Genomic DNA, 18813 nt, shown 5'->3' on the forward strand with positions numbered 1-18813 from the left:
CGGCGGAACCGCGACCGGAGGAGTGCAGTGGCAGCCAAGGACGGGGCAGCAGCATCCGGCAAGTCGGGCGCGAGCTCCAAGCAGGAGGCCATGATGCGCGCCTCGCTGAGCGCGGTCGCACCGGGTCAGCCCCTGCGTGACGGTCTGGAGCGGATCGTTCGAGGCAACACCGGCGGCCTGATCGTCCTCGGGATGGACAAGAGCGTCGAGTCGATGTGCACGGGCGGCTTCGTCCTGGACGTGGAGTTCACCGCGACCCGGCTACGCGAGCTGTGCAAGCTCGACGGCGCACTCATCCTCGACAAGGACATCACCAAGATCCTGCGGGCCGGTGTGCAGCTGGTGCCGGACGCGTCGATCCCGACGGAGGAGACGGGCACCCGGCACCGGACCGCGGACCGTGTCTCGAAGCAGTGCGGGTTCCCCGTGGTGTCGGTGTCGCAGTCGATGCGGCTGATCGCGCTGTACGTGGACGGCGAGCGGCGGGTCCTGGAGGAGTCCGGGGCGATCCTGTCGCGGGCCAACCAGGCGCTGGCGACGCTGGAGCGGTACAAGCTGCGGCTGGACGAGGTCGCCGGGACGCTGTCCGCGCTGGAGATCGAGGACCTGGTCACCGTGCGCGATGTGACGGCGGTCGCGCAGCGGCTGGAAATGGTCCGCCGGATCGCGACCGAGATCGCGGAGTACGTGGTCGAGCTGGGTACGGACGGGCGGCTGCTGTCGCTTCAGCTGGACGAGCTGACGGTCGGGATCGAGCAGGAGCGGGAGCTGGTGATCCGGGACTACGTTCCGGAGCCTACGGCGAAGCGTTCCCGCACGGTGGACGAGGCGCTGCCGGCGCTGGACGCGCTGACGCATCCGGAGCTGCTGGAACTGGCCATCGTGGCGAAGGCGCTGGGGTACACGGGCTCGCCGGAGACGCTGGACTCGGCGGTGTCCCCGCGGGGCTACCGGCTGCTGGCGAAGGTTCCCCGGCTGCCGGGGGCCATCATCGAGCGGCTCGTGGAGCACTTCGGGGGCCTGCAGAAGCTGCTGGCAGCGAGTGTGGACGATCTGCAGGCGGTGGAGGGCGTCGGCGAGGCCCGGGCGCGGAGCGTGCGCGAGGGGCTGTCGCGGTTGGCGGAGTCGTCGATCCTGGAGCGGTACGTCTAGCCGACGGTCTGGCCGGTTCCGCTGCCGCTGCCGGGACTGGGTTTCGGCCTGACGCGCCGGTTCCGCTGCCGCTGCCGGGACTGGGCTTCGGCCTGACGCGCCGCTGCTGGTTGCCGCTGCGCGGGGTCGTCCCCTACCCGCCCTTCCACCGTTCCCCGGGCGCCGCCCGGACCCGCGCCTCAAACGCCGGCGAGGCTGAAAGCCCCTGGGGCTCCGCCCCAGACCCCGCGCCTCAAACGCCGGCGAGGCTGGGTGGTGCCGCTTCGCCGGCGAGGCTGGGTGGTGCCGCTTCGCCGGCGAGGCTGGGTGGTGCCGTTGCGTCGGCGAGGCTGGGTTAGTCCTGCTTCAGGACGAACGAGGTTCGGGCGACCGGCATGCCCGGGGACTTGGCCTCGACCACGTAGGTGTCCGGAGCCGCGACTCCCGCCGGAGGCGACTGGCACTGGTCGGGGGCGCTCGGCTTGCGGTCCCACTCCAGGGTCTGCTTCGTCTCGCTCTTCGCCGCCACGCGGAAGAAGACGTTCGCCGCGCCCGTCGGGCAGTCCGCCGAGGACCACACCGCCTTGCTGGTCGTCGCCTGAAGGATCGTCACGACCGCCTGCTTCGGGCCGAGGCCGACCTTGCACGTCGTACCGGACTCATTGCGGGCGACCAGTTCGAGGCGCGGCTTCTCGTTCGCCTCGTACTCGTTCTTCGCGCTCTTGACCTCCCACTGCAGCGCGCTCGGGGCGCACGTGGGGAGGGGGGAGTCCGCCGGGACCTGGGGGGCCGGGCCGCCGGAGCCGCCGGAGCCGTCGGAGCCGCCGGTGCCGCCGCTCCCGGAGTCCGAGCCGGAGCCGGAGCCTGAATCTGAACCGGAACCGGAACCGGAACCGGATTCGTCGGCGGAAGCGGAACCGCCGCCCGGTTCGCCGTTCTTGCCCGCGCCCGACTCCCCGCGGCCGCCCGGGGCCTGACTGATCGCCGGCCCCGACCCGGACGGACCCGGGGTGATGGACGTGACGGGATCGGGCCCGCGCTCGCCCTTGCCGTTCGTACTCGTCTTCGCCCCACCGGAACTGACGGTCCATACGGCGAGGAGCGCGAGGAGCGCGACAACGGACGCCAGCACGACCCTCCGTCGCCAGTAGATGGAGGAGGGGAGCGGCCCGACCGGATTGCGCAGAGATCCCACGGACGGAACTTTACGAGAGTTCCCGCCCTGATCCGTGCCCCCCATGCCGCGCACCTTGCTTGTTTTGCCGATGATCATCCTGCGGGAGGACACCCGTACGCGGCGGCCATTCCGCTTTAAGTACTGTCGGTGACCATGGACAGCTCCGGTCTCTATCGAGACATCACCGATTTCGCCCACCGCACACCCACATGGGTGCAATCGGCCTTCGAGGAATGGACGGAGTACGGGCTGCTGCTCTTCGGTCTGCTGTTCATAGCCGTGTGGTGGCGTTCGCGCACCACGCAGAGCCCTCGCGCGGTGGCGCTCGCCGTTCTCGCGCCGCTGGCCACGGCCGTGGCGTACGTCGCCTCGGAGGTCGCGAAGTCCACCGTGGACGAGGAGCGCCCCTGCCGGGCCGTGGCGGGCGCGGCGGCCTCACTGGTGCCGTGTCCCCCGGTCGGTGACTGGTCCTTCCCCAGTAATCACGCGGCCATCGCCGGCGCCGCCGCCGTCGCGCTGGCCCTGGCCGTACGGCGGCTCGCGCTGCTGACCGTGCCGCTCGCGCTGTTGATGGCCTTCTCCCGGGTCTTCGTCGGGGTGCATTACCCGCACGACGTGGCGACGGGCCTGTTGCTGGGCGGGGCGCTGGCCGCCCTCGTGATGGTCGTGCTCACCGGTCCGATTAGTACGATCACAGCCGCCATGCGGGCGAGCGGGAGCCGCGGCGCCGTCTGGTTCACCGGTCCGGGCTCCGCGAGCTGACCCCGAAACATGCCAGGATGCCGTCTGCCATGACTGCATCATCCGTATCCCCCTCGCCATCGCCCGCCTCCCCCGCTTCCCCCGTTGACGGGGCGGACCACGCGCTGCACTCCCCCGTCATCGCGTGGTTCGACGAACACGCCCGCGACCTGCCCTGGCGCCGCCCCGACGCCGGCCCCTGGGGGGTCATGGTCAGCGAGTTCATGCTCCAGCAGACCCCGGTCAACCGGGTCCTGCCGGTGTACGAGCAGTGGCTCGCCCGGTGGCCCCGGCCCGCCGACCTGGCCGCCGACGCCCCCGGCGAGGCCGTCCGGGCCTGGGGGCGGCTCGGCTACCCCCGCCGGGCACTGCGCCTGCACGGCGCGGCCGTCGCCATAACGGAACGGCACGGGGGCGACGTACCGCGGGAGCACGCACAGCTGCTGGCGCTGCCCGGCATCGGCGAGTACACCGCGGCGGCCGTGGCCTCCTTCGCCTACGGGCAGCGGCACGCGGTGCTCGACACCAACGTCCGCCGGGTCTTCGCGCGCACCGCCACCGGGGTCGAGTACCCGCCGAACGCCACCACCGCGGCCGAGCGGCGCCTGGCCCGGGCCCTGCTGCCCGAGGACGAGAACACCGCGGCCCGCTGGGCGGCGGCCTCCATGGAGCTCGGCGCCCTGGTGTGCACGGCCAAGAGCCCCGACTGCGCCCGCTGCCCGGTGGCCGGGCTGTGCGCGTGGCGGCTGGCCGGGAAGCCGGCGCACGACGGGCCGCCGCGGCGCGGGCAGACGTACGCCGGGACCGACCGGCAGGTGCGGGGCAGACTCCTCGCGGTGCTCCGGGAGGCGGTCGGGCCGGTTCCGCAGTCGGTGCTCGACACGGTCTGGGACGAGCCGGTGCAGCGGGCCCGGGCACTGGACGGGCTGGTCTCCGACGGGCTGGTGGAGCCGCTCGCGCAGGGGATGTACCGCCTTCCCCAAAGCTGATCCGCCGCGGATCGATTGCGGACTCAACCATTCCGTTTGTGAGGGTGAAACCCCAGCTCACGGCTCCGTTACACAACCTATGGGTGTCCGTGCGTCCGCCGAAGGCTGGCCCGCACAGCTCCGTGACAACGCCTCCGTACCTTCGAATCCGTAAGACAGCGGATGAGCGGTTGGACGGAACGGAGGCGGTCTGAGATGGCGCACGGCGAGGTACTCGAGTTCGAGGACTACGTACGCACTCGGCAGGACGCGCTGCTGCGCAGTGCTCGGCGCCTCGTCCCGGACCCGACCGACGCGCAGGACCTCCTGCAGACCGCCCTCGTCCGCACCTACGGCCGCTGGGACGGCATCGCCGACAAGTCCCTGGCCGACGCCTACCTGCGCCGGGTCATGATCAACACCCGCACCGAGTGGTGGCGCGCCCGCAAGCTCGAAGAGGTCCCGACCGAGCAGCTCCCGGACGCCTCCGTCGAGGACGGCTCCGACCAGCGCGCCGACCGCGCGCTGCTCATGGACATCCTCAAGGTGCTCGCGCCCAAGCAGCGCAGCGTGGTGGTGCTGCGACACTGGGAGCAGATGAGCACCGAGGAGACGGCCGCGGCGCTCGGCATGTCGGCGGGAACCGTGAAGAGCACTCTGCACCGCGCACTGGCCCGGCTCCGGCAGGAGCTGGAGAGCCGGGACCTGGACATGCGTGCGCTGGAACGCGGTGACCACACCATCCGTTACGAGGGGCGGGAGCGGTGCGCGGCCTGACTGGCCATCTGAACGGCAGAAGTTCGGTGGTGCTGATGTCGACGGGGACGGTCGTCCTCGTCGGCACTGTGCTGTTCGCGGCCGGCTGCTCCTCCGGAGGCACCGGACTGCGCGACGGCGGGCCCGCCCGCACCGAGTCCGTGGCCAAGACCGGCCCGCCCGCCGCCGAGCCCCACGCGTCACCCGGCGCCGGCAGTTCCTCCGCCGCCGCTTCGGGCCCGCCGATCCGGAAGGTCGACCCGATCGCGCTGCTGAAGGCGGACCCCAAGGTCAGCGCCGAGATCAAGCGGGACCTCAAGCCCTGCTCGGGCAAGGAGTACCCGGTCGACGTCAGCTACGGGAAGGTCACCGGCGGCGCTGTCGTCGACATCGTGGTCAACGTGCTGTCGTGCGCCGACGCGCTGGGGCGGGGCTCGTACGTGTACCGGGCGCTCGGCGGCAAGTACGAGAATGTGTTCTCGGACGAGCAGCCGCCCGTCTACGCGGAGATCGACCGGGGCGATCTGGTGCTCACCAAGCCGGTCTACGCGAAGAGCGACGCGCCGTCGTACCCGTCCGGCGAAGACGTCATCAGGTATCGCTGGGTCGGGGAGAAGTTCACCGAGCAGGACCGCGTGTACACCGAGTACAGCAATGTCGTCGACGGGGGCCAGCCCGCGCCGGCCGTCACGCCGAAGAGCTGACCCGGAACGGCGCACGGCCGACGCACGACGTACGCATGACCTACGCATGACCTACGCATCACCGATGCACGACCGACGCACGACCCACCGCAGAACCGCCGTACAGAAGAACCGAAGCGAGGCTGGGCATGGCCGAGACCCATGTGCTGTTTGTGGAAGACGACGACGTCATCCGCGAGGCCACGACCCTGGCGCTGGAGCGCGACGGGTTCGTGGTCACCGCCATGCCCGACGGACTGTCCGGCCTGGAGTCCTTCCGGGCCGACCGGCCCGACATCGCACTGCTCGACGTGATGGTCCCCGGCATGGACGGCGTCAGCCTGTGCCGCCGGATCCGCGACGAGTCCACCGTCCCGGTGATCATGCTGTCGGCGCGCGCCGACTCCATCGACGTGGTGCTCGGCCTTGAGGCCGGCGCCGACGACTACGTCACCAAACCCTTCGACGGCTCGGTGCTCGTCGCCCGGATCCGCGCCGTGCTGCGCCGCTTCGGGCACGCGGGCGGCCCCAACGGCGGCTCGCCGGCCGACGAGGACGGGCCCGGCGCGCGCGGGGTGCTGAGCTTCGGCGACCTGGAGGTCGACACCGAGGGCATGGAGGTGCTGAAGTCGGGCGCCCCGGTCGCGCTGACGCCCACCGAGATGCGGCTGCTGCTGGAGTTCTCCTCCGCGCCCGGCACCGTCCTGTCGCGCGACCGCCTGCTGGAGCGGGTCTGGGACTACGACTGGGGCGGCGACACCCGCGTCGTGGACGTCCACGTCCAGCGGCTGCGCACCAAGATCGGGCAGGACCGGATCGAAACGGTCCGGGGCTTCGGATACAAGCTCAAACCATGAGGAGCTTCACCCTCCGCACCGGGATCCGCTGGAAGATCACGCTCGCCGTCGCCGCCGTGGGCGCACTCATCGCGGTCGCGCTGAGCCTGGTGGTGCACAGCGCTGCCCGGGTGTCGATGCTGGAGAGCGCGCGCGACTCGCAACTGGACAACGTGCAGTTCCTGTCCCGCTACGCCGAGGCCGGGCGCAAGCTGCCCATGAACGTCAAGGTCAACGACCCCGACGTGCCCACCGAGCTGTGGCGGAAGGCGCAGTCCGGGCGGCGCGGGACCTACGTCCAGGAGAACCCGAAGGGGCTGCCCGAGGTGTGGGCCGCCGTTCCCGTCGGCAACGGCCAGGTGGTGTCACTGCACTCGCAGTTCAGGGAGAACGCGAAGGTGATGCGCGACCTGGACCGGGCCCTGGTGATCGGCTCGCTGACCGTGGTGATCGGCGGGGCGGCGCTCGGCGTGCTCATCGGCGGGCAGATCTCGCGCCGGCTGCGCAAGGCGGCGGCCGCCGCGCAGCGGGTGGCGCACGGGGATCCCGACGTACGGGTGCGGGACGCGGTGGGCGGTGTCGTACGGGACGAGACGGACGACCTGGCGCGGGCGGTGGACGCCATGGCCGACGCGCTCCAGCGGCGGCTGGAGGCCGAGCGGCGGGTGACCGCGGACATCGCGCACGAGCTGCGTACCCCCGTGACGGGCCTGCTGACAGCGGCGGAACTACTGCCTCCGGGGCGGCCGACCGAGCTGGTGCGGGACCGGGCGCAGGCGATGCGGGCGCTGGTCGAGGACGTGCTGGAGGTGGCCCGGCTCGACAGCGCTTCGGAGCGGGCCGAGCTCCAGGACGTGGCGCTGGGCGAGTTCGTGAGCCGTCGGGTGACCTCCCTGATGCCGGAGGCGTCGGTACGGGTCGTCGCGGACGAGATCGTCAGCACCGACCCGCGACGGCTGGAGCGGATCCTGGGGAACCTGCTGGCCAATGCCGCGCGGTACGGGCAGGCGCCGGTCCAGGTCGACGTGGAGGGCCGGGTCGTACGCGTCCGGGACCACGGGCCGGGCTTCCCGGAGGCGCTGCTGCGCGAGGGGCCGAGCCGGTTCCGGACCGGGTCGACGGACCGCGCGGGCGTGGGGCACGGGCTGGGCCTGACCATCGCGGAGGGGCAGGCGCGGGTGCTGGGCGCCCGGCTGACGTTCCGCAATGTGGCGGGGCCGGGCGGCGCGGTGGGGGAGGGCGCGGCGGCGGGGGCGGTGGCGGTGCTCTGGCTGCCGGAACACGCTCCGACGGCGACGGGGAGCTTCCCGGTCATCACGCTGCCGGGGTGAACCGGCGGCGGGCCGGCCGCCCGGCGGAGTAGCCGGATCGGGACCTGGTGGTTCGCACGGGCATCCGGTGACTTAGCATCCCTGGCATGTCCGACGGCACAAGTCCCCCGAGTAACCCGCAGCCCGAGCAGCCCGCCCCCGGGAGCGGCGGCTACGGCTTCCCGGCAGACCCGCGCGTGGGCGGCAGCTACGGCTACCCGCAGCCGGGCCGGCCGAACCCGTACCAGCAGGACCCGGCGACCCCGGGCCCGCAGGACGCGGGCCGGCCCGGGACGCCGGGGGCGCCGACGCCTCCCGGCCAGCCGGGAACACCGGGCCAGCCGCACGCGTACCCGCAGGACGCGGGGGCCCCGGGGCAGCCTCAGGGATACCCGCAGGACGCGGGAGGCCCGGGCCAGCCTCAGGGATACCCGCAGGACGCGGGAGGCCCGGGGCAGCCTTACGGGTACCCGCAGGAGCCGGGCCAGCCCGGAATGCCGGGGGCGCCGGGACAGCCGCACGCGTACCCCCAGGACTCCGGCCAGCCCGGGATGCCGGGACAGCCCGGAATGCCCGGGGCGGAGTGGCCCCCGGCGTACTCCGACCAGCCGCCCCACCCGGATCAGCAGATGTTCCCCCTCTCCCCCCAGCCCGACTGGGAGGCGATGGCGGACCGCTCGGCGGCCGAGCGGCGCAAGAAGCGGCTGTGGATGCTGGGCGGCGGGGTGACCGTACTGGCACTGCTGGCGGGCGGCGGAACGTTCTTCTTCCTGAACCGCGGCGACGACGGAAAGCAGAACGAGGCGGACGACAAGCCCGCCGCCTCCGCTTCGCCCAGCCCCGGCACCGGCACCGGCAGCCCGTCCAAGCCGCCGGTGGACAAGACGCCCACGGTCGAGGGCGACAAGACCATGCTCCGCGACCGGACCGACAAGACCGGCGTCAACATCAAGATGTCGTCCGACGCCTCCGTCGCCCCGGTGGCGGGCAAGCGCTACGAGCTCCGCCTCAAGGGCACCGCGAACTCCTACGCCCAGGCGACCGCGCCGGCCGTGGACGTGTCCAAGAGCTTCACCGTGTCGGCCCGCGTCTACAACACCGGTACCAAGGGCCCGCGGATGGCCGTCAGCCAGGGCGACGGCAGCTCGTTCTCGTTCGAGCTGGGCCTGGACGACGTGAACGGCAAGCAGGCCTGGGTGTTCCGCGTACAGACGGGCGACAAGGGCGCCGCCTCGACCACGAAGACCGTCGCCGCCGAGGGCGTCAAGACGCTGCGCGACTCGACGACCCTCACGGGGTCCTACGACGCCGAGAAGAAGACGATCACCCTCTACGTACAGGGGAAGAAGGCCGGCGAGACCGAGGTCTCCGGCATCTGGGCGGCCCCCGGCCCGCTCCAGCTGGGCCGGGCCCGCCACGAGGGCAAGTGGACCGGCGCCTGGCGTGGGTCCCTGAACAACGTCCGGACCTACGGGGCGGCCTTCACGCCGGAGCTTGCCGCCGCTCAGGCGAAGGGCAAGTCCGACGCGTCGATGAAGGCGACGCACTCCTGGGTGATCATCTGACCGGCCAGGGCCGCACCGGCCCTCAGAGGGGCCTTAGACGGTGACGCCGGCGCTGCGCAGGAACGCCACCGGGTTGACGGCCGAGCCGTAGTTCGGGGTGGTCCGGATCTCGAAGTGGAGGTGCGGACCGCTGGAGTTGCCGGTGTTGCCGGACAGGGCGATCAGCTGGTTCTTCGCGACCTTCTGGCCGATGGCGACCTTGATCTGCGAGAGGTGCGCGTACTGGGAGTACGTGTTGTTCGCGTGCTTGATCACGATGGCGTTGCCGTACGCCGGGCCGTCACCGCCGCCGTTGGGGCCGGCCTTGACGACCACACCGGCGCTCGCGGCGTGGACCGCGGTGCCGACCGGGACGGCGAAGTCCTGGCCGGAGTGCTTGTGGGACCACATGGTGCCACCCTTGCCGAAGGTGGCGGAGAGCGTGTACTGGGTGACCGGCTTGGCCCACAGCACGGCCTTCCCGGCGGCGGCCTTGGCGTCGGCCTGAGCGGCCTTGGCGGCCTGAGCGGCCTTGGCGGCCTGGGCGGCCTGAGCGGCGGCCTGAGCCGCGACCAGGTCGGCGGTGCCGGTGAGCGCGGTCGGGGTCTCGGCGGCGAAGGCGGCGGTCGTGCCGGCCCCGAGTGCCAGCACCGCACCGAGACCGGTGGCGACGAGGGCGATACGGGTACGACGGGTGCTGACGCGCTTCGCGGACATGCGGAGACCTCCGGGGCCGGGGACAAGGACGGTGCGGGCAATAAGCGACCCGGCACGCCGAATGCGAGTGCCGGGCTTGCCCAACCTTGGTAACCCGTGTCCCCGGACTTCCCCAAACCTCCCTTTTACTACCCGGTCTCGTAGAAGCGGCAAAAGTGACGCACACGATTGACCCGCCCCCAACTGCGGTGATGGCGGGTCAAAGCGGACACATGGATCTACGAAAGGTTCTAGTAGGTCCAATTTGTCCTGTGCGGCTTGTCACCGATGCGGGACCTTCACCGACCCCTTGGGGACCAAAGCCCTGCAACCCCGCGTGCCCAGAACTACGCTCCCGAATCATGGACGCATCGGTGGCGGGGATCCGGCTGGCTTCGGGGGTTCTGACCCCCCTGATCAAGAAACTCCTCCGGGGAGAGGGCGCGGGCGCGGGCCTGGTGGACCACCCGGTGCGCATCAGCTCCTACGTCTCCCTGCGCGAGAAACGCGTCCTGGACGGCCCGGACCTGCGCAAACTCGCCGACCGCCTGGTCGAGGAGGCGTTACGGGCCCCGGCGAGCGCCCACTCCCGCCGGGCGAGGAGGCGGGCGTGGCGGCCGCCCTGGCCGCCACCCTGCACGCCCTGGGGGACGTGACCCTGACCGACCTGGAGGCCGTCCGGCTGGGTCCGGAGGCCTTCGCCCGGCAGCTCCGCGCGGCAGCGCCGTACCTGGGCCTGGGCCAGGACGCGGAGCTCTTCTACGGCGGCCTGCTGGAGCTGACCTGCCTGCACATGCTGAACTTCTTCACGCAGCGCTCCACCTTCATCCCGGCGACCCTGGTCGAGCAGTCCCGACTGCACGCCGAGACGATCGCCAAGATCGACGCACTGCTGACCCGGATCCCCCGCCAGGACGGCCGGGACGCCGCCTTCGAGCGGACCTACCTGGACTACATCGCCCAGCGACACAGCACCCTGACCATCTTCGGCCTGGACCTGGCCCCGGGCTCGGCGCGGTGGCCGCTGGACGTGGCGTACATCAGCCTGGAGGCGGCGTCCCTCCGGCACGGCTTCACGGCCGGCCCGGCCGACGAGGTGCTCACCCGCAACGAGCGGGCCCTGCTGCGCGGCGAGGCGGGATCCGGGAAGACCACGCTGATCCAATGGCTCGCCGTCTCGGCCGCCCGCGGCGAACAGGGCGGCCGCATCCCCTACGTCCTCCCCCTGCGCACCCTCACCCGCCACGGGGAGCGGCTGCCCGCACCCCGGGACTTCCTCGCGGCCGTGGGCTCCCCGCTGGCCGGGGAGCAGCCCGAGGGCTGGGAGGGGCGGGTCCTGCGCGAGGGGCGCGCGCTGATGCTCGTGGACGGCCTCGACGAGATCCCCAAGGCAGAACGGTCCCTGGCCCGTGCCTGGCTCACCGATCTGCTCGCCGCCTACCCGGGCAACCGCTGGCTGGTGACCTCCCGGCCCTCGGCCGTGCGGCAGAACTGGCTCACCGGCGAGGACTTCGAGGAGCTGACGCTCTCCCCCATGAACCGGGCCGAGGTCGCCGGGTTCATCGAGCGCTGGCACGCGGCCGCCGGAGGGGACGACGGGGCCCGGGACGAGCTGCTGGCATCTGTGCGTACCAAGCCGGACCTGGGGCGGCTGGCGACGAACCCGCTGCTGTGCGGGATGATCTGCGCCCTGCACCGGGAGCGGCGGGGCTTCCTGCCGTCCGGCCGGAAGGAGCTGTACACGGCGGCGCTGTCGATGCTCCTGTACCGCCGCGACAAGGAGCGGGACATGCGCCTGCCGGAGCTCGCCGAGGAGCCACAGCTCCAACTGCTCCAGCGGCTCGCGTACTGGCTGATCCGCAACGCCCGCACCGAGCTGGAGCAGGCGCAGGCCGAGGCGCTCGTCGCGAAGGCCCTGCCGTCCGTACCCACCGCGCAGGTCCTGGGTGAGGCCCCGGCCGTCCTGCGGCACTTCCTGGAGCGCACCGGGCTACTGCGGGCACCCACGGAGGACACGCTCGAGTTCGTCCACCGCACCTTCCAGGACTTCCTGGGGGCCCGCGCGGCCCTGGACGAAGGGAGCTTCGGCGAATTGGCCGGGAACGCCGAGGACGACCAGTGGGAGGACGTCATCCGCATGGCAGTGGCCCAGGGCCGGCCCCGGGAGCGGGAGGAACTGATCCGGGACCTCCTGGCCCGCGGCTCCAACCGCGGCGTACTGCTCGCTCTGGCTTCCCTGGAGTACGCGGCGGAACTGGACCCCGGGCTGCGCGACGCGGTGGAAACGGCCGCGGGCCGGCTCATCCCGCCCACGAGCGCCGATGCGGCGAGCGAGCTGGCGCGGGTGGGGCCACTCGTCCTGGAACTGCTGCCGGGGCCCGGGGAGCTCGGCAGCGACACGGACCCCATGTACGTCCTCACCACCGCCGCCCAGGTGAACTCGGACCGCGCCATCCCCTTCCTCGCCCGCTACTGCCGCCATCCGTCACCGGCGGTGCGCTCGCTCCTCGGATCGCTGTGGGTGCTGTTCGACCCCCGGCAGTACGCCGAGGAGGTCATCGCCCACATCGATCCGCCGCCGGAGCCGCTCGCCGTCTCCTCGGACGCCCGGCTGGAGGCCCTGGGCGATTTCGCCCCGCAAAGGCTCGTCCACGCCACCGGTGGGCTGTCGTACGAGGCTCTGGCCGGCTACCTGCGGCAGGTCCAGGTCGAAGAACTGAGCCTGAACGAGCTCGCGACGCTGGCGGACGTGGGTCTCCTGCGCGGGCAGAACGCGCTGCGCACGCTTTTCATCAGCCAGTGCACGGAGCTCCAGGACCTCCGCGGGCTCACCGGACTGCCCGTCGAACGGGCCGGCCTCACCCTGGCCCGCCGGCTGCCGGTGGGGGCGGTCACGCGCAGCTGGCGCCACCTGAGAGCGCTCACCCTGCGCGGCCACTACGACTGGTCCCTGGACGACCTCGACCCCGGCGTCTCCCTGCACGAGCTGCGCCTCGGCCAGGCCCCGCCGTCCCTGGACGGCCTCAGCAGCCATCGCGAGCTGAGGGAGCTCTCCCTCGGCCATGCCCCGAGCCTGGCGGACTGGGAGGCCATCGGGCATCTGAAGCGCCTGGAACTCCTGACCCTGCCGGCCTCGGCCCTCGACGTGATCCCGCGCTCGCTGTACATGCCCTCCGTGCTTTCCCTGGACCTCACCGCCCCGGACGGCAGCGCGGTCCGCGCGCACCCCTGGCGGCTCGCCAACCACTTCCCCAACGCCAACCAGCTCTAGTGCCGTGGCCGGAAAAGGGGCGGCCCCGGAACCTTGTGGTTCCGGGGCCGCCCCTTTTGCACAGCTACTGCTTACGCGCCCTTGGACAGGTCCGGGCCGGAGCCCGTCGCCTCGATCGGGGGGAGGTCCGGCAGGGCCGACTTCTCCTCGCCGCGGAAGGTGAACTTGGCGGCTTCGCCCTCACCCTCCACGCCGACGACCACGATGTGACCGGGGCGCAGCTCGCCGAAGAGGATCTTCTCCGACAGCATGTCCTCGATCTCGCGCTGGATGGTCCGGCGCAGCGGGCGTGCACCCATGATCGGGTCGTAGCCGCGCTTGGCCAGGAGCTGCTTCGCGTCACCGCTGAGCTCGATGCCCATGTCGCGGTCCTTGAGGCGCTCGTCCACCTTGGCGATCATCAGGTCGACGATCTGGATGATGTCTTCCTGGCTGAGCTGGTGGAAGACGACCGTGTCGTCGACACGGTTCAGGAACTCGGGCCGGAAGTGCTGCTTGAGCTCTTCGTTGACCTTCGCCTTCATCCGGTCGTAGCCGGTCTTGACGTCACCCTGGGCCGCGAAGCCCAGGTTGAAGCCCTTGGAGATGTCCCGCGTACCCAGGTTGGTCGTCATGATGATGACCGTGTTCTTGAAGTCCACGACCCGGCCCTGGGAGTCGGTCAGGCGACCGTCCTCCAGGATCTGGAGAAGGGAATTGAAGATATCCGGGTGGGCCTTCTCGACCTCGTCGAAGAGGACGACGGAGAACGGCTTCCGGCGCACCTTCTCGGTGAGCTGGCCGCCCTCTTCGTAGCCCACGTAGCCGGGGGGCGAACCGAAGAGGCGGGAAACCGTGTGCTTCTCGCTGAACTCCGACATGTCGAGGGAGATCAGCGCGTCCTCGTCGCCGAAGAGGAATTCGGCAAGCGTCTTGGAGAGCTCGGTCTTACCGACACCGGACGGGCCGGCGAAGATGAACGAGCCACCGGGGCGCTTCGGGTCCTTGAGACCCGCACGGGTACGGCGGATGGCCTGGGAGAGCGCCCTGATGGCGTCCTTCTGGCCGATGACGCGCTTGTGGAGCTCGTCTTCCATGCGCAGGAGGCGGGAAGACTCCTCCTCCGTGAGCTTGAAGACGGGAATGCCGGTCGCGGTCGCGAGGACTTCGGCGATGAGCTCGCCGTCGACCTCGGCGACGACGTCCATGTCGCCGGCCTTCCATTCCTTCTCGCGCTTGGTCTTCGCCGCCAGCAGCTGCTTCTCCGAGTCACGGAGAGACGCGGCCTTCTCGAAGTCCTGGGAGTCGATGGCCGACTCCTTGTCGCGACGCACGTTCGCGATCTTCTCGTCGAACTCGCGGAGGTCCGGCGGCGCGGTCATCCGGCGGATGCGCATCCGGGAGCCGGCCTCGTCGATCAGGTCGATCGCCTTGTCCGGCAGGAAGCGGTCCGAGATGTACCGGTCGGCCAGGGTGGCCGCCTGCACGAGGGCCTCGTCCGTGATGGAGACGCGGTGGTGGGCCTCGTAGCGGTCGCGCAGGCCCTTGAGGATCTCGATCGTGTGGGGGAGGGAAGGCTCCGCCACCTGGATCGGCTGGAAGCGGCGCTCAAGGGCCGCGTCCTTCTCAAGGTGCTTGCGGTACTCGTCCAGCGTCGTGGCACCGATGGTCTGGAGCTCACCACGGGCCAGCATGGGCTTGAGAATGCTCGCGGCGTCGATCGCGCCCTCGGCGGCGCCCGCACCCACGAGGGTGTGGAGCTCGTCGATGAACAGGATGATGTCGCCGCGGGTGCGGATCTCCTTCAGCACCTTCTTGAGGCGCTCCTCGAAGTCACCGCGGTACCGGGAGCCGGCGACCAGGGCGCCGAGGTCCAGGGTGTAGAGGTGCTTGTCCTTGAGCGTCTCGGGCACCTCGCCCTTGACGATCGCCTGGGCCAGGCCCTCGACGACGGCGGTCTTGCCGACGCCGGGCTCGCCGATGAGGACCGGGTTGTTCTTCGTCCGGCGGGACAGCACCTGCATGACCCGCTCGATCTCCTTCTCGCGCCCGATGACCGGGTCGAGCTTGGATTCGCGAGCAGCCTGGGTGAGGTTGCGGCCGAACTGGTCCAGGACGAGCGAGGTCGAGGGGGTACCCTCGGCCGGGCCGCCGGCGGCGGCCGACTCCTTGCCGCCTCCGGAGTACCCGGAGAGCAGCTGGATGACCTGCTGCCTGACTCGGTTGAGATCGGCGCCCAGCTTCACGAGGACCTGGGCGGCGACGCCCTCGCCCTCGCGGATCAGGCCGAGCAGGATGTGCTCGGTGCCGATGTAGTTGTGGCCGAGCTGGAGGGCCTCTCGGAGCGAAAGCTCCAGGACCTTCTTCGCCCGCGGGGTGAAGGGGATGTGGCCGGACGGGGCCTGCTGCCCCTGACCGATGATCTCCTCAACCTGCTGGCGAACAGCCTCGAGCGAAATCCCGAGGCTCTCCAGGGCCTTAGCGGCGACACCCTCACCCTCGTGGATCAAGCCCAGGAGGATGTGCTCGGTGCCGATGTAGTTGTGGTTGAGCATCCGGGCTTCTTCCTGAGCCAGGACGACAACCCGCCGCGCGCGGTCGGTGAACCTCTCGAACATCGTTTATCGCTCCTCAGAGCGGTCGGGCAGTTCGGGGTCGGTCCCCGCCCTGTCCTTCCGCATGCTAGTCCCGCGGGGCGGGACAGCTCATTCCAACTGCCGACATCCGTCCGCGGCTCACCCCCACATCGGTAGGGAAAACCGGCTTGAAGAGCCGACAACTGCTCCAACCCGATGGTGCGAGACGATGTTCCCGCAGGCCAGGCAGATACCCGTCACACGTGTACGCCGATGGCGAACGGAAGCCGCTCAAATCGGCGTGTCGCCCCGTACCACTAGGAATCTCTTACCCGTAAGGAGGGAGACTCCATGCCGGTGACACCGGTTCCCTCCGCTAAGGGCGAACACGCTTCCGTCTCCGAATGTGGGACACCACCCGACGGACGTTTACCTTCCGCATCTACGCCGATGCGCCGCGTAACCCCCGGGGCATTCGGGAGTTGCTCCGGTCATGGCTGTCACAGCGGCACCCGTCACCGTTCCACTGCCCCGTGTCGCCCCCGAGGGCCCGGAGGAGTCGTACGTCTCCTGGTACGAGCGGGAGCTCGGCTGGAGCCTCGTGGGCGGGCCGCCGGGCCAGCTGGTCACCGGGACGCGGTTCGACGTACTGGAGCTGCCGTGCGACGCCGGGGGGCAGCTGCTGCGCAGGCCGGTCGGTACGGGTCCGGTCGCGCTCATGGGGCGCAGGATGCGGTTTCTGGTGGCCGCCGGGAGCGCGGAGGAGCTGGACGGCCTGCTCGACTGGCTGGAGTGGGGCGGGGTGGCCCTGGATCTCGCCGCCCTCGGTGCGGGGGGCCGGATCACCGCCCCGGCGCCGCCTGGGCATCCCCTGCGGGAGGAAAGTCCCCGGGGGGCCGCCGTGTGGCTGCGACCCCCCGAGCAGGGGTGTGAGGCACTTCTGCCGGCCCTGCCCGGTCCTGGGCAGGGCGCCGGGCCCCGGCAGGGAAGCGCCGGGCCCGATCTCGTACGCCTGGTCGCCGCGGCGGCGACGGAATGCCACCGGGCGCGCTTGCGTCGGCGTACGCCCCCTACGGAGCGCCGTGGGTGAGGCTGCCGTGGAGTGGCATGCCTAGCCCTTGGCGGTCTCGTAGGCCTCGCGGATTTCCTGCGGGACGCGCCCGCGGTCGTTGACGCTCATCCCCTGGGCCTTCGCCCAGGCGCGGATCTCGGCGGTGTCCGGGTTACCGGACGTTGCGGCCGCCCGGCCCTTGGCACGGCCGGTGGTGGCACGGCCACCGGTGCGGCGGCCGCCCTTGGTGAACGGGTCGAGCAGTCCGCGGAGCTTTTCAGCGTTGGCGGTGGTGAGGTCGATCTCGTAGGTCTTGCCGTCCAGAGCGAACGTCACGGTCTCGTCCGCCTCGCCACCGTCGAGGTCGTCGACAAGAAGGACCTGAACCTTCTGTGCCACCGGATTTCCTTTCATCGAAAATGCAGTACGCGGAAAGGAAACCGCTTTTGCCAGGAAAACACAAACCCCCGGTGAGAGGTTCAGGAGCACAACAGGGCGGGAAACGTGCGCGATTCGGACATAGGTCACAGGTGCGCGGAGCACGGGAAAAGCCCGCCGTGATCGATCAGAGGTGCAGAAGCATCCGGCTGTTGCCCAAGGTGTTCGGCTTCACTCGTTCGAGACCGAGGAACTCCGCGACACCCTCGTCATAGGAACGCAGGAGCTCCATGTACACATCGGTCTCGACCGGGGTCTCCCCGATCTCGACGAAGCCGTGCTTCGCGAAGAAGTCGACTTCGAAGGTCAGGCAGAAAACCCGGCTCACGCCGAGCCGGCGGGCGGTGTCCAACAACTTCGTGAGCACCAGGTGGCCCACGCCGGCGCCCTTCAACCCGCGGTCGACGGCGAGAGTGCGCACTTCGGCGAGGTCTTCCCACATGACGTGGAGAGCCCCGCAGCCCACCACTTGACCGTCGCTGTCGCGTTCCGCGACCCAGAACTCCTGGATGTCCTCGTAAAGGACCACGGGGGCTTTGTCGAGCAGGATCCGCTGCTGCACGTACTGGTCGAGCAGGCGGCGCAGAGCGGGAACATCACCGGTGCGCGCACGGCGGATCGTCACTGTTTTGGCATGTGCAGCGGAAAAGTCACCCATGCCCGGACGCTATCGCCCCGGCTCGGGCCAGGGCTCGGCGGAGCCCTCTTCACCGCCGCCCGACGGGGCCGGGGCGACTGCCCCGCCCGCGGCGGTCTCATCGTCGTACTGAACGACCCGGACGGCGTCGCGGAGCGCTTCGCGCTGTTCCGCGGACATCATGCCGAAGAAGGCCACCAGGGCTGCTGCCGGGTTGTCACTGGTCGACCACGCTTCGTTCATCAGTGCGGCCGAGTAGGCGGCGCGGGTGGAGACCGCGGTATATCGATAGGCGCGGCCTTCCGCCTCCCGGCGGACCCAGCCCTTCTGATGAAGATTGTCCATAACGGTCATCACCGTGGTGTAGGCGATGGACCGTTCCTGCTGAAGGTCTTCCAGGACTTCACGAACGGTGACCGGGCGGTTCCACTGCCACACCCGCGTCATGACCGAGTCTTCGAGTTCTCCCAAGGGGCGAGGCACAACAGCACGATAGTGCGGAATGTAGGGAATTGCCCGACTATTCGCCGGGCAACGCGCACCAAAATCCGGAGTCCCCGGACGAAGTCAGAGGGAGTGGCGTCTTACTTCTGCGGCTGCCGGGCGGCCTCGGCCCGGGCGATCACGGCGTCTACCGCCGCGTCCTCCTTGGCCTTGTTGGCGCCGCCCTGGCTCTTCACGATCGTCACGACGAGGGCGATGAAGAACGCGGCCATCACGACGGGGGGCACGAGCGCGGAGACATAGTCCATGCCCCCCAGCGTAGCTACCCGGCGGCGAGGCCGGCCGCCGGGGGCGGGCTGGGCTTGCGGCGTGGCGGGAACACCTCGCCGGGCGTCGGAATGGGCTTCTCGGGGCGCGGCGGCTCCTTGGGCTGCGGGGTGGGACCCGGTTCGGGGCGCCGCTCCTCCTCACGCCCGCCGGCCAGCGCCAGCAGCCGGGTCCGGGGGGCCGGGGGCACCCCCGGCGGCAGCTGGGGAAGGGTGGTCGTCAGCCGGCGCCGCAGGGAGCGCTCCAGG

At 70.8% G+C, this 18813-nt stretch carries 17 protein-coding genes and 2 pseudogenes; 11 read left to right on the forward strand and 8 right to left on the reverse strand.

Annotation, left to right across the window (positions count from 1 at the left end; translation table 11 throughout):
• Positions 1-27 precede the first annotated feature (27 nt).
• Entirely contained in the window at positions 28-1152 is a 1125-nt protein-coding gene (disA, locus tag J7I97_RS00915; protein WP_214930382.1) for a DNA integrity scanning diadenylate cyclase DisA, read from the forward strand.
• Positions 1153-1486: 334 nt separating this feature from the next.
• Here the strand turns inward: disA and J7I97_RS00920 are convergent, their stop codons facing one another.
• Positions 1487-2326, reverse strand: a complete 840-nt coding sequence (locus J7I97_RS00920) for a hypothetical protein (RefSeq protein WP_214930383.1) — start codon at positions 2324-2326, stop codon at positions 1487-1489.
• 135 nt (positions 2327-2461) lie between these two features.
• Between J7I97_RS00920 and J7I97_RS00925 the strand changes: the two genes are divergently transcribed.
• The 7 genes from J7I97_RS00925 to J7I97_RS39430 all read left to right on the forward strand — a co-directional run bounded on the left by J7I97_RS00925 (position 2462) and on the right by J7I97_RS39430 (position 9167).
• Entirely contained in the window at positions 2462-3070 is a 609-nt protein-coding gene (locus J7I97_RS00925; protein WP_214930384.1) for a phosphatase PAP2 family protein, read from the forward strand.
• Positions 3071-3099: 29 nt separating this feature from the next.
• On the forward strand, positions 3100-4038 hold the full coding sequence (locus tag J7I97_RS00930) for an A/G-specific adenine glycosylase (RefSeq protein ID WP_251050205.1): 939 nt from the start codon (positions 3100-3102) through the stop codon (positions 4036-4038).
• A 195-nt stretch (positions 4039-4233) separates the two neighbouring features.
• Positions 4234-4794 carry a SigE family RNA polymerase sigma factor gene (locus J7I97_RS00935; RefSeq protein ID WP_214930385.1) on the forward strand — a complete coding sequence of 187 codons (561 nt, stop codon included), beginning with the start codon at positions 4234-4236 and terminating at the stop codon, positions 4792-4794.
• 35 nt (positions 4795-4829) lie between these two features.
• Positions 4830-5477, forward strand: a complete 648-nt coding sequence (locus tag J7I97_RS00940) for a hypothetical protein (protein ID WP_214930386.1) — start codon at positions 4830-4832, stop codon at positions 5475-5477.
• A gap of 128 nt (positions 5478-5605) precedes the next feature.
• On the forward strand, positions 5606-6313 hold the full coding sequence (gene cseB, locus J7I97_RS00945) for a two-component system response regulator CseB (protein ID WP_214930387.1): 708 nt from the start codon (positions 5606-5608) through the stop codon (positions 6311-6313).
• Entirely contained in the window at positions 6310-7623 is a 1314-nt protein-coding gene (gene cseC / locus J7I97_RS00950; protein WP_214930388.1) for a two-component system sensor histidine kinase CseC, read from the forward strand. Before cseB ends, cseC begins: the two co-directional genes overlap by 4 nt.
• Before the next feature lie 86 nt (positions 7624-7709).
• On the forward strand, positions 7710-9167 hold the full coding sequence (locus tag J7I97_RS39430) for a LamG-like jellyroll fold domain-containing protein (RefSeq protein ID WP_214930389.1): 1458 nt from the start codon (positions 7710-7712) through the stop codon (positions 9165-9167).
• A gap of 33 nt (positions 9168-9200) precedes the next feature.
• On the opposite strand, the gene J7I97_RS00960 is transcribed toward J7I97_RS39430, so the two are convergent.
• Positions 9201-9863: a M23 family metallopeptidase gene (locus tag J7I97_RS00960; protein ID WP_214930390.1), complete on the reverse strand. Its 663-nt coding sequence runs from the start codon at positions 9861-9863 to the stop codon at positions 9201-9203.
• 341 nt (positions 9864-10204) lie between these two features.
• On the opposite strand from J7I97_RS00960, the pseudogene J7I97_RS40135 reads away from it, so the two are divergent.
• Together J7I97_RS40135 and J7I97_RS00965 are read left to right on the forward strand one after the other, a co-directional pair.
• Positions 10205-10677, forward strand: a pseudogene (locus J7I97_RS40135) (ATP-binding protein); the annotation flags it as partial.
• 261 nt (positions 10678-10938) lie between these two features.
• Positions 10939-13113: an NACHT domain-containing NTPase gene (locus J7I97_RS00965; protein WP_374195428.1), complete on the forward strand. Its 2175-nt coding sequence runs from the start codon at positions 10939-10941 to the stop codon at positions 13111-13113.
• Between the two features lie 71 nt (positions 13114-13184).
• Here J7I97_RS00965 and J7I97_RS00970 read toward each other — a convergent pair whose 3' ends face one another.
• Positions 13185-15710 carry an ATP-dependent Clp protease ATP-binding subunit gene (locus J7I97_RS00970; RefSeq protein ID WP_214930391.1) on the reverse strand — a complete coding sequence of 842 codons (2526 nt, stop codon included), beginning with the start codon at positions 15708-15710 and terminating at the stop codon, positions 13185-13187.
• A gap of 451 nt (positions 15711-16161) precedes the next feature.
• On the opposite strand from J7I97_RS00970, the gene J7I97_RS00975 reads away from it, so the two are divergent.
• The gene (locus J7I97_RS00975) at positions 16162-16758 is read left to right on the forward strand and encodes an SCO3374 family protein (protein ID WP_214930392.1); all 597 of its coding nucleotides are present in this window, start codon (positions 16162-16164) and stop codon (positions 16756-16758) included.
• Between the two features lie 21 nt (positions 16759-16779).
• Here J7I97_RS00975 and J7I97_RS00980 read toward each other — a convergent pair whose 3' ends face one another.
• The 5 genes and pseudogenes from J7I97_RS00980 to J7I97_RS38015 form a co-directional block, all read right to left on the reverse strand.
• Positions 16780-17118 carry an Lsr2 family protein gene (locus J7I97_RS00980; RefSeq protein WP_214930393.1) on the reverse strand — a complete coding sequence of 113 codons (339 nt, stop codon included), beginning with the start codon at positions 17116-17118 and terminating at the stop codon, positions 16780-16782.
• Positions 17119-17284: 166 nt separating this feature from the next.
• On the reverse strand, positions 17285-17815 hold the full coding sequence (locus J7I97_RS00985; protein ID WP_214930394.1) for an amino-acid N-acetyltransferase: 531 nt from the start codon (positions 17813-17815) through the stop codon (positions 17285-17287).
• A 9-nt stretch (positions 17816-17824) separates the two neighbouring features.
• The gene (locus J7I97_RS00990; protein ID WP_214930395.1) at positions 17825-18277 is read right to left on the reverse strand and encodes a BlaI/MecI/CopY family transcriptional regulator; all 453 of its coding nucleotides are present in this window, start codon (positions 18275-18277) and stop codon (positions 17825-17827) included.
• Positions 18278-18378: 101 nt separating this feature from the next.
• Positions 18379-18546, reverse strand: a complete 168-nt coding sequence (locus J7I97_RS00995) for a hypothetical protein (protein WP_214930396.1) — start codon at positions 18544-18546, stop codon at positions 18379-18381.
• Between the two features lie 14 nt (positions 18547-18560).
• Positions 18561-18813: pseudogene (locus J7I97_RS38015) on the reverse strand (hypothetical protein); the annotation flags it as partial.

Origin of the sequence: Streptomyces sp. ISL-87 (assembly GCF_018614095.1) — a bacterium.
Lineage (GTDB): Bacteria > Actinomycetota > Actinomycetes > Streptomycetales > Streptomycetaceae > Streptomyces.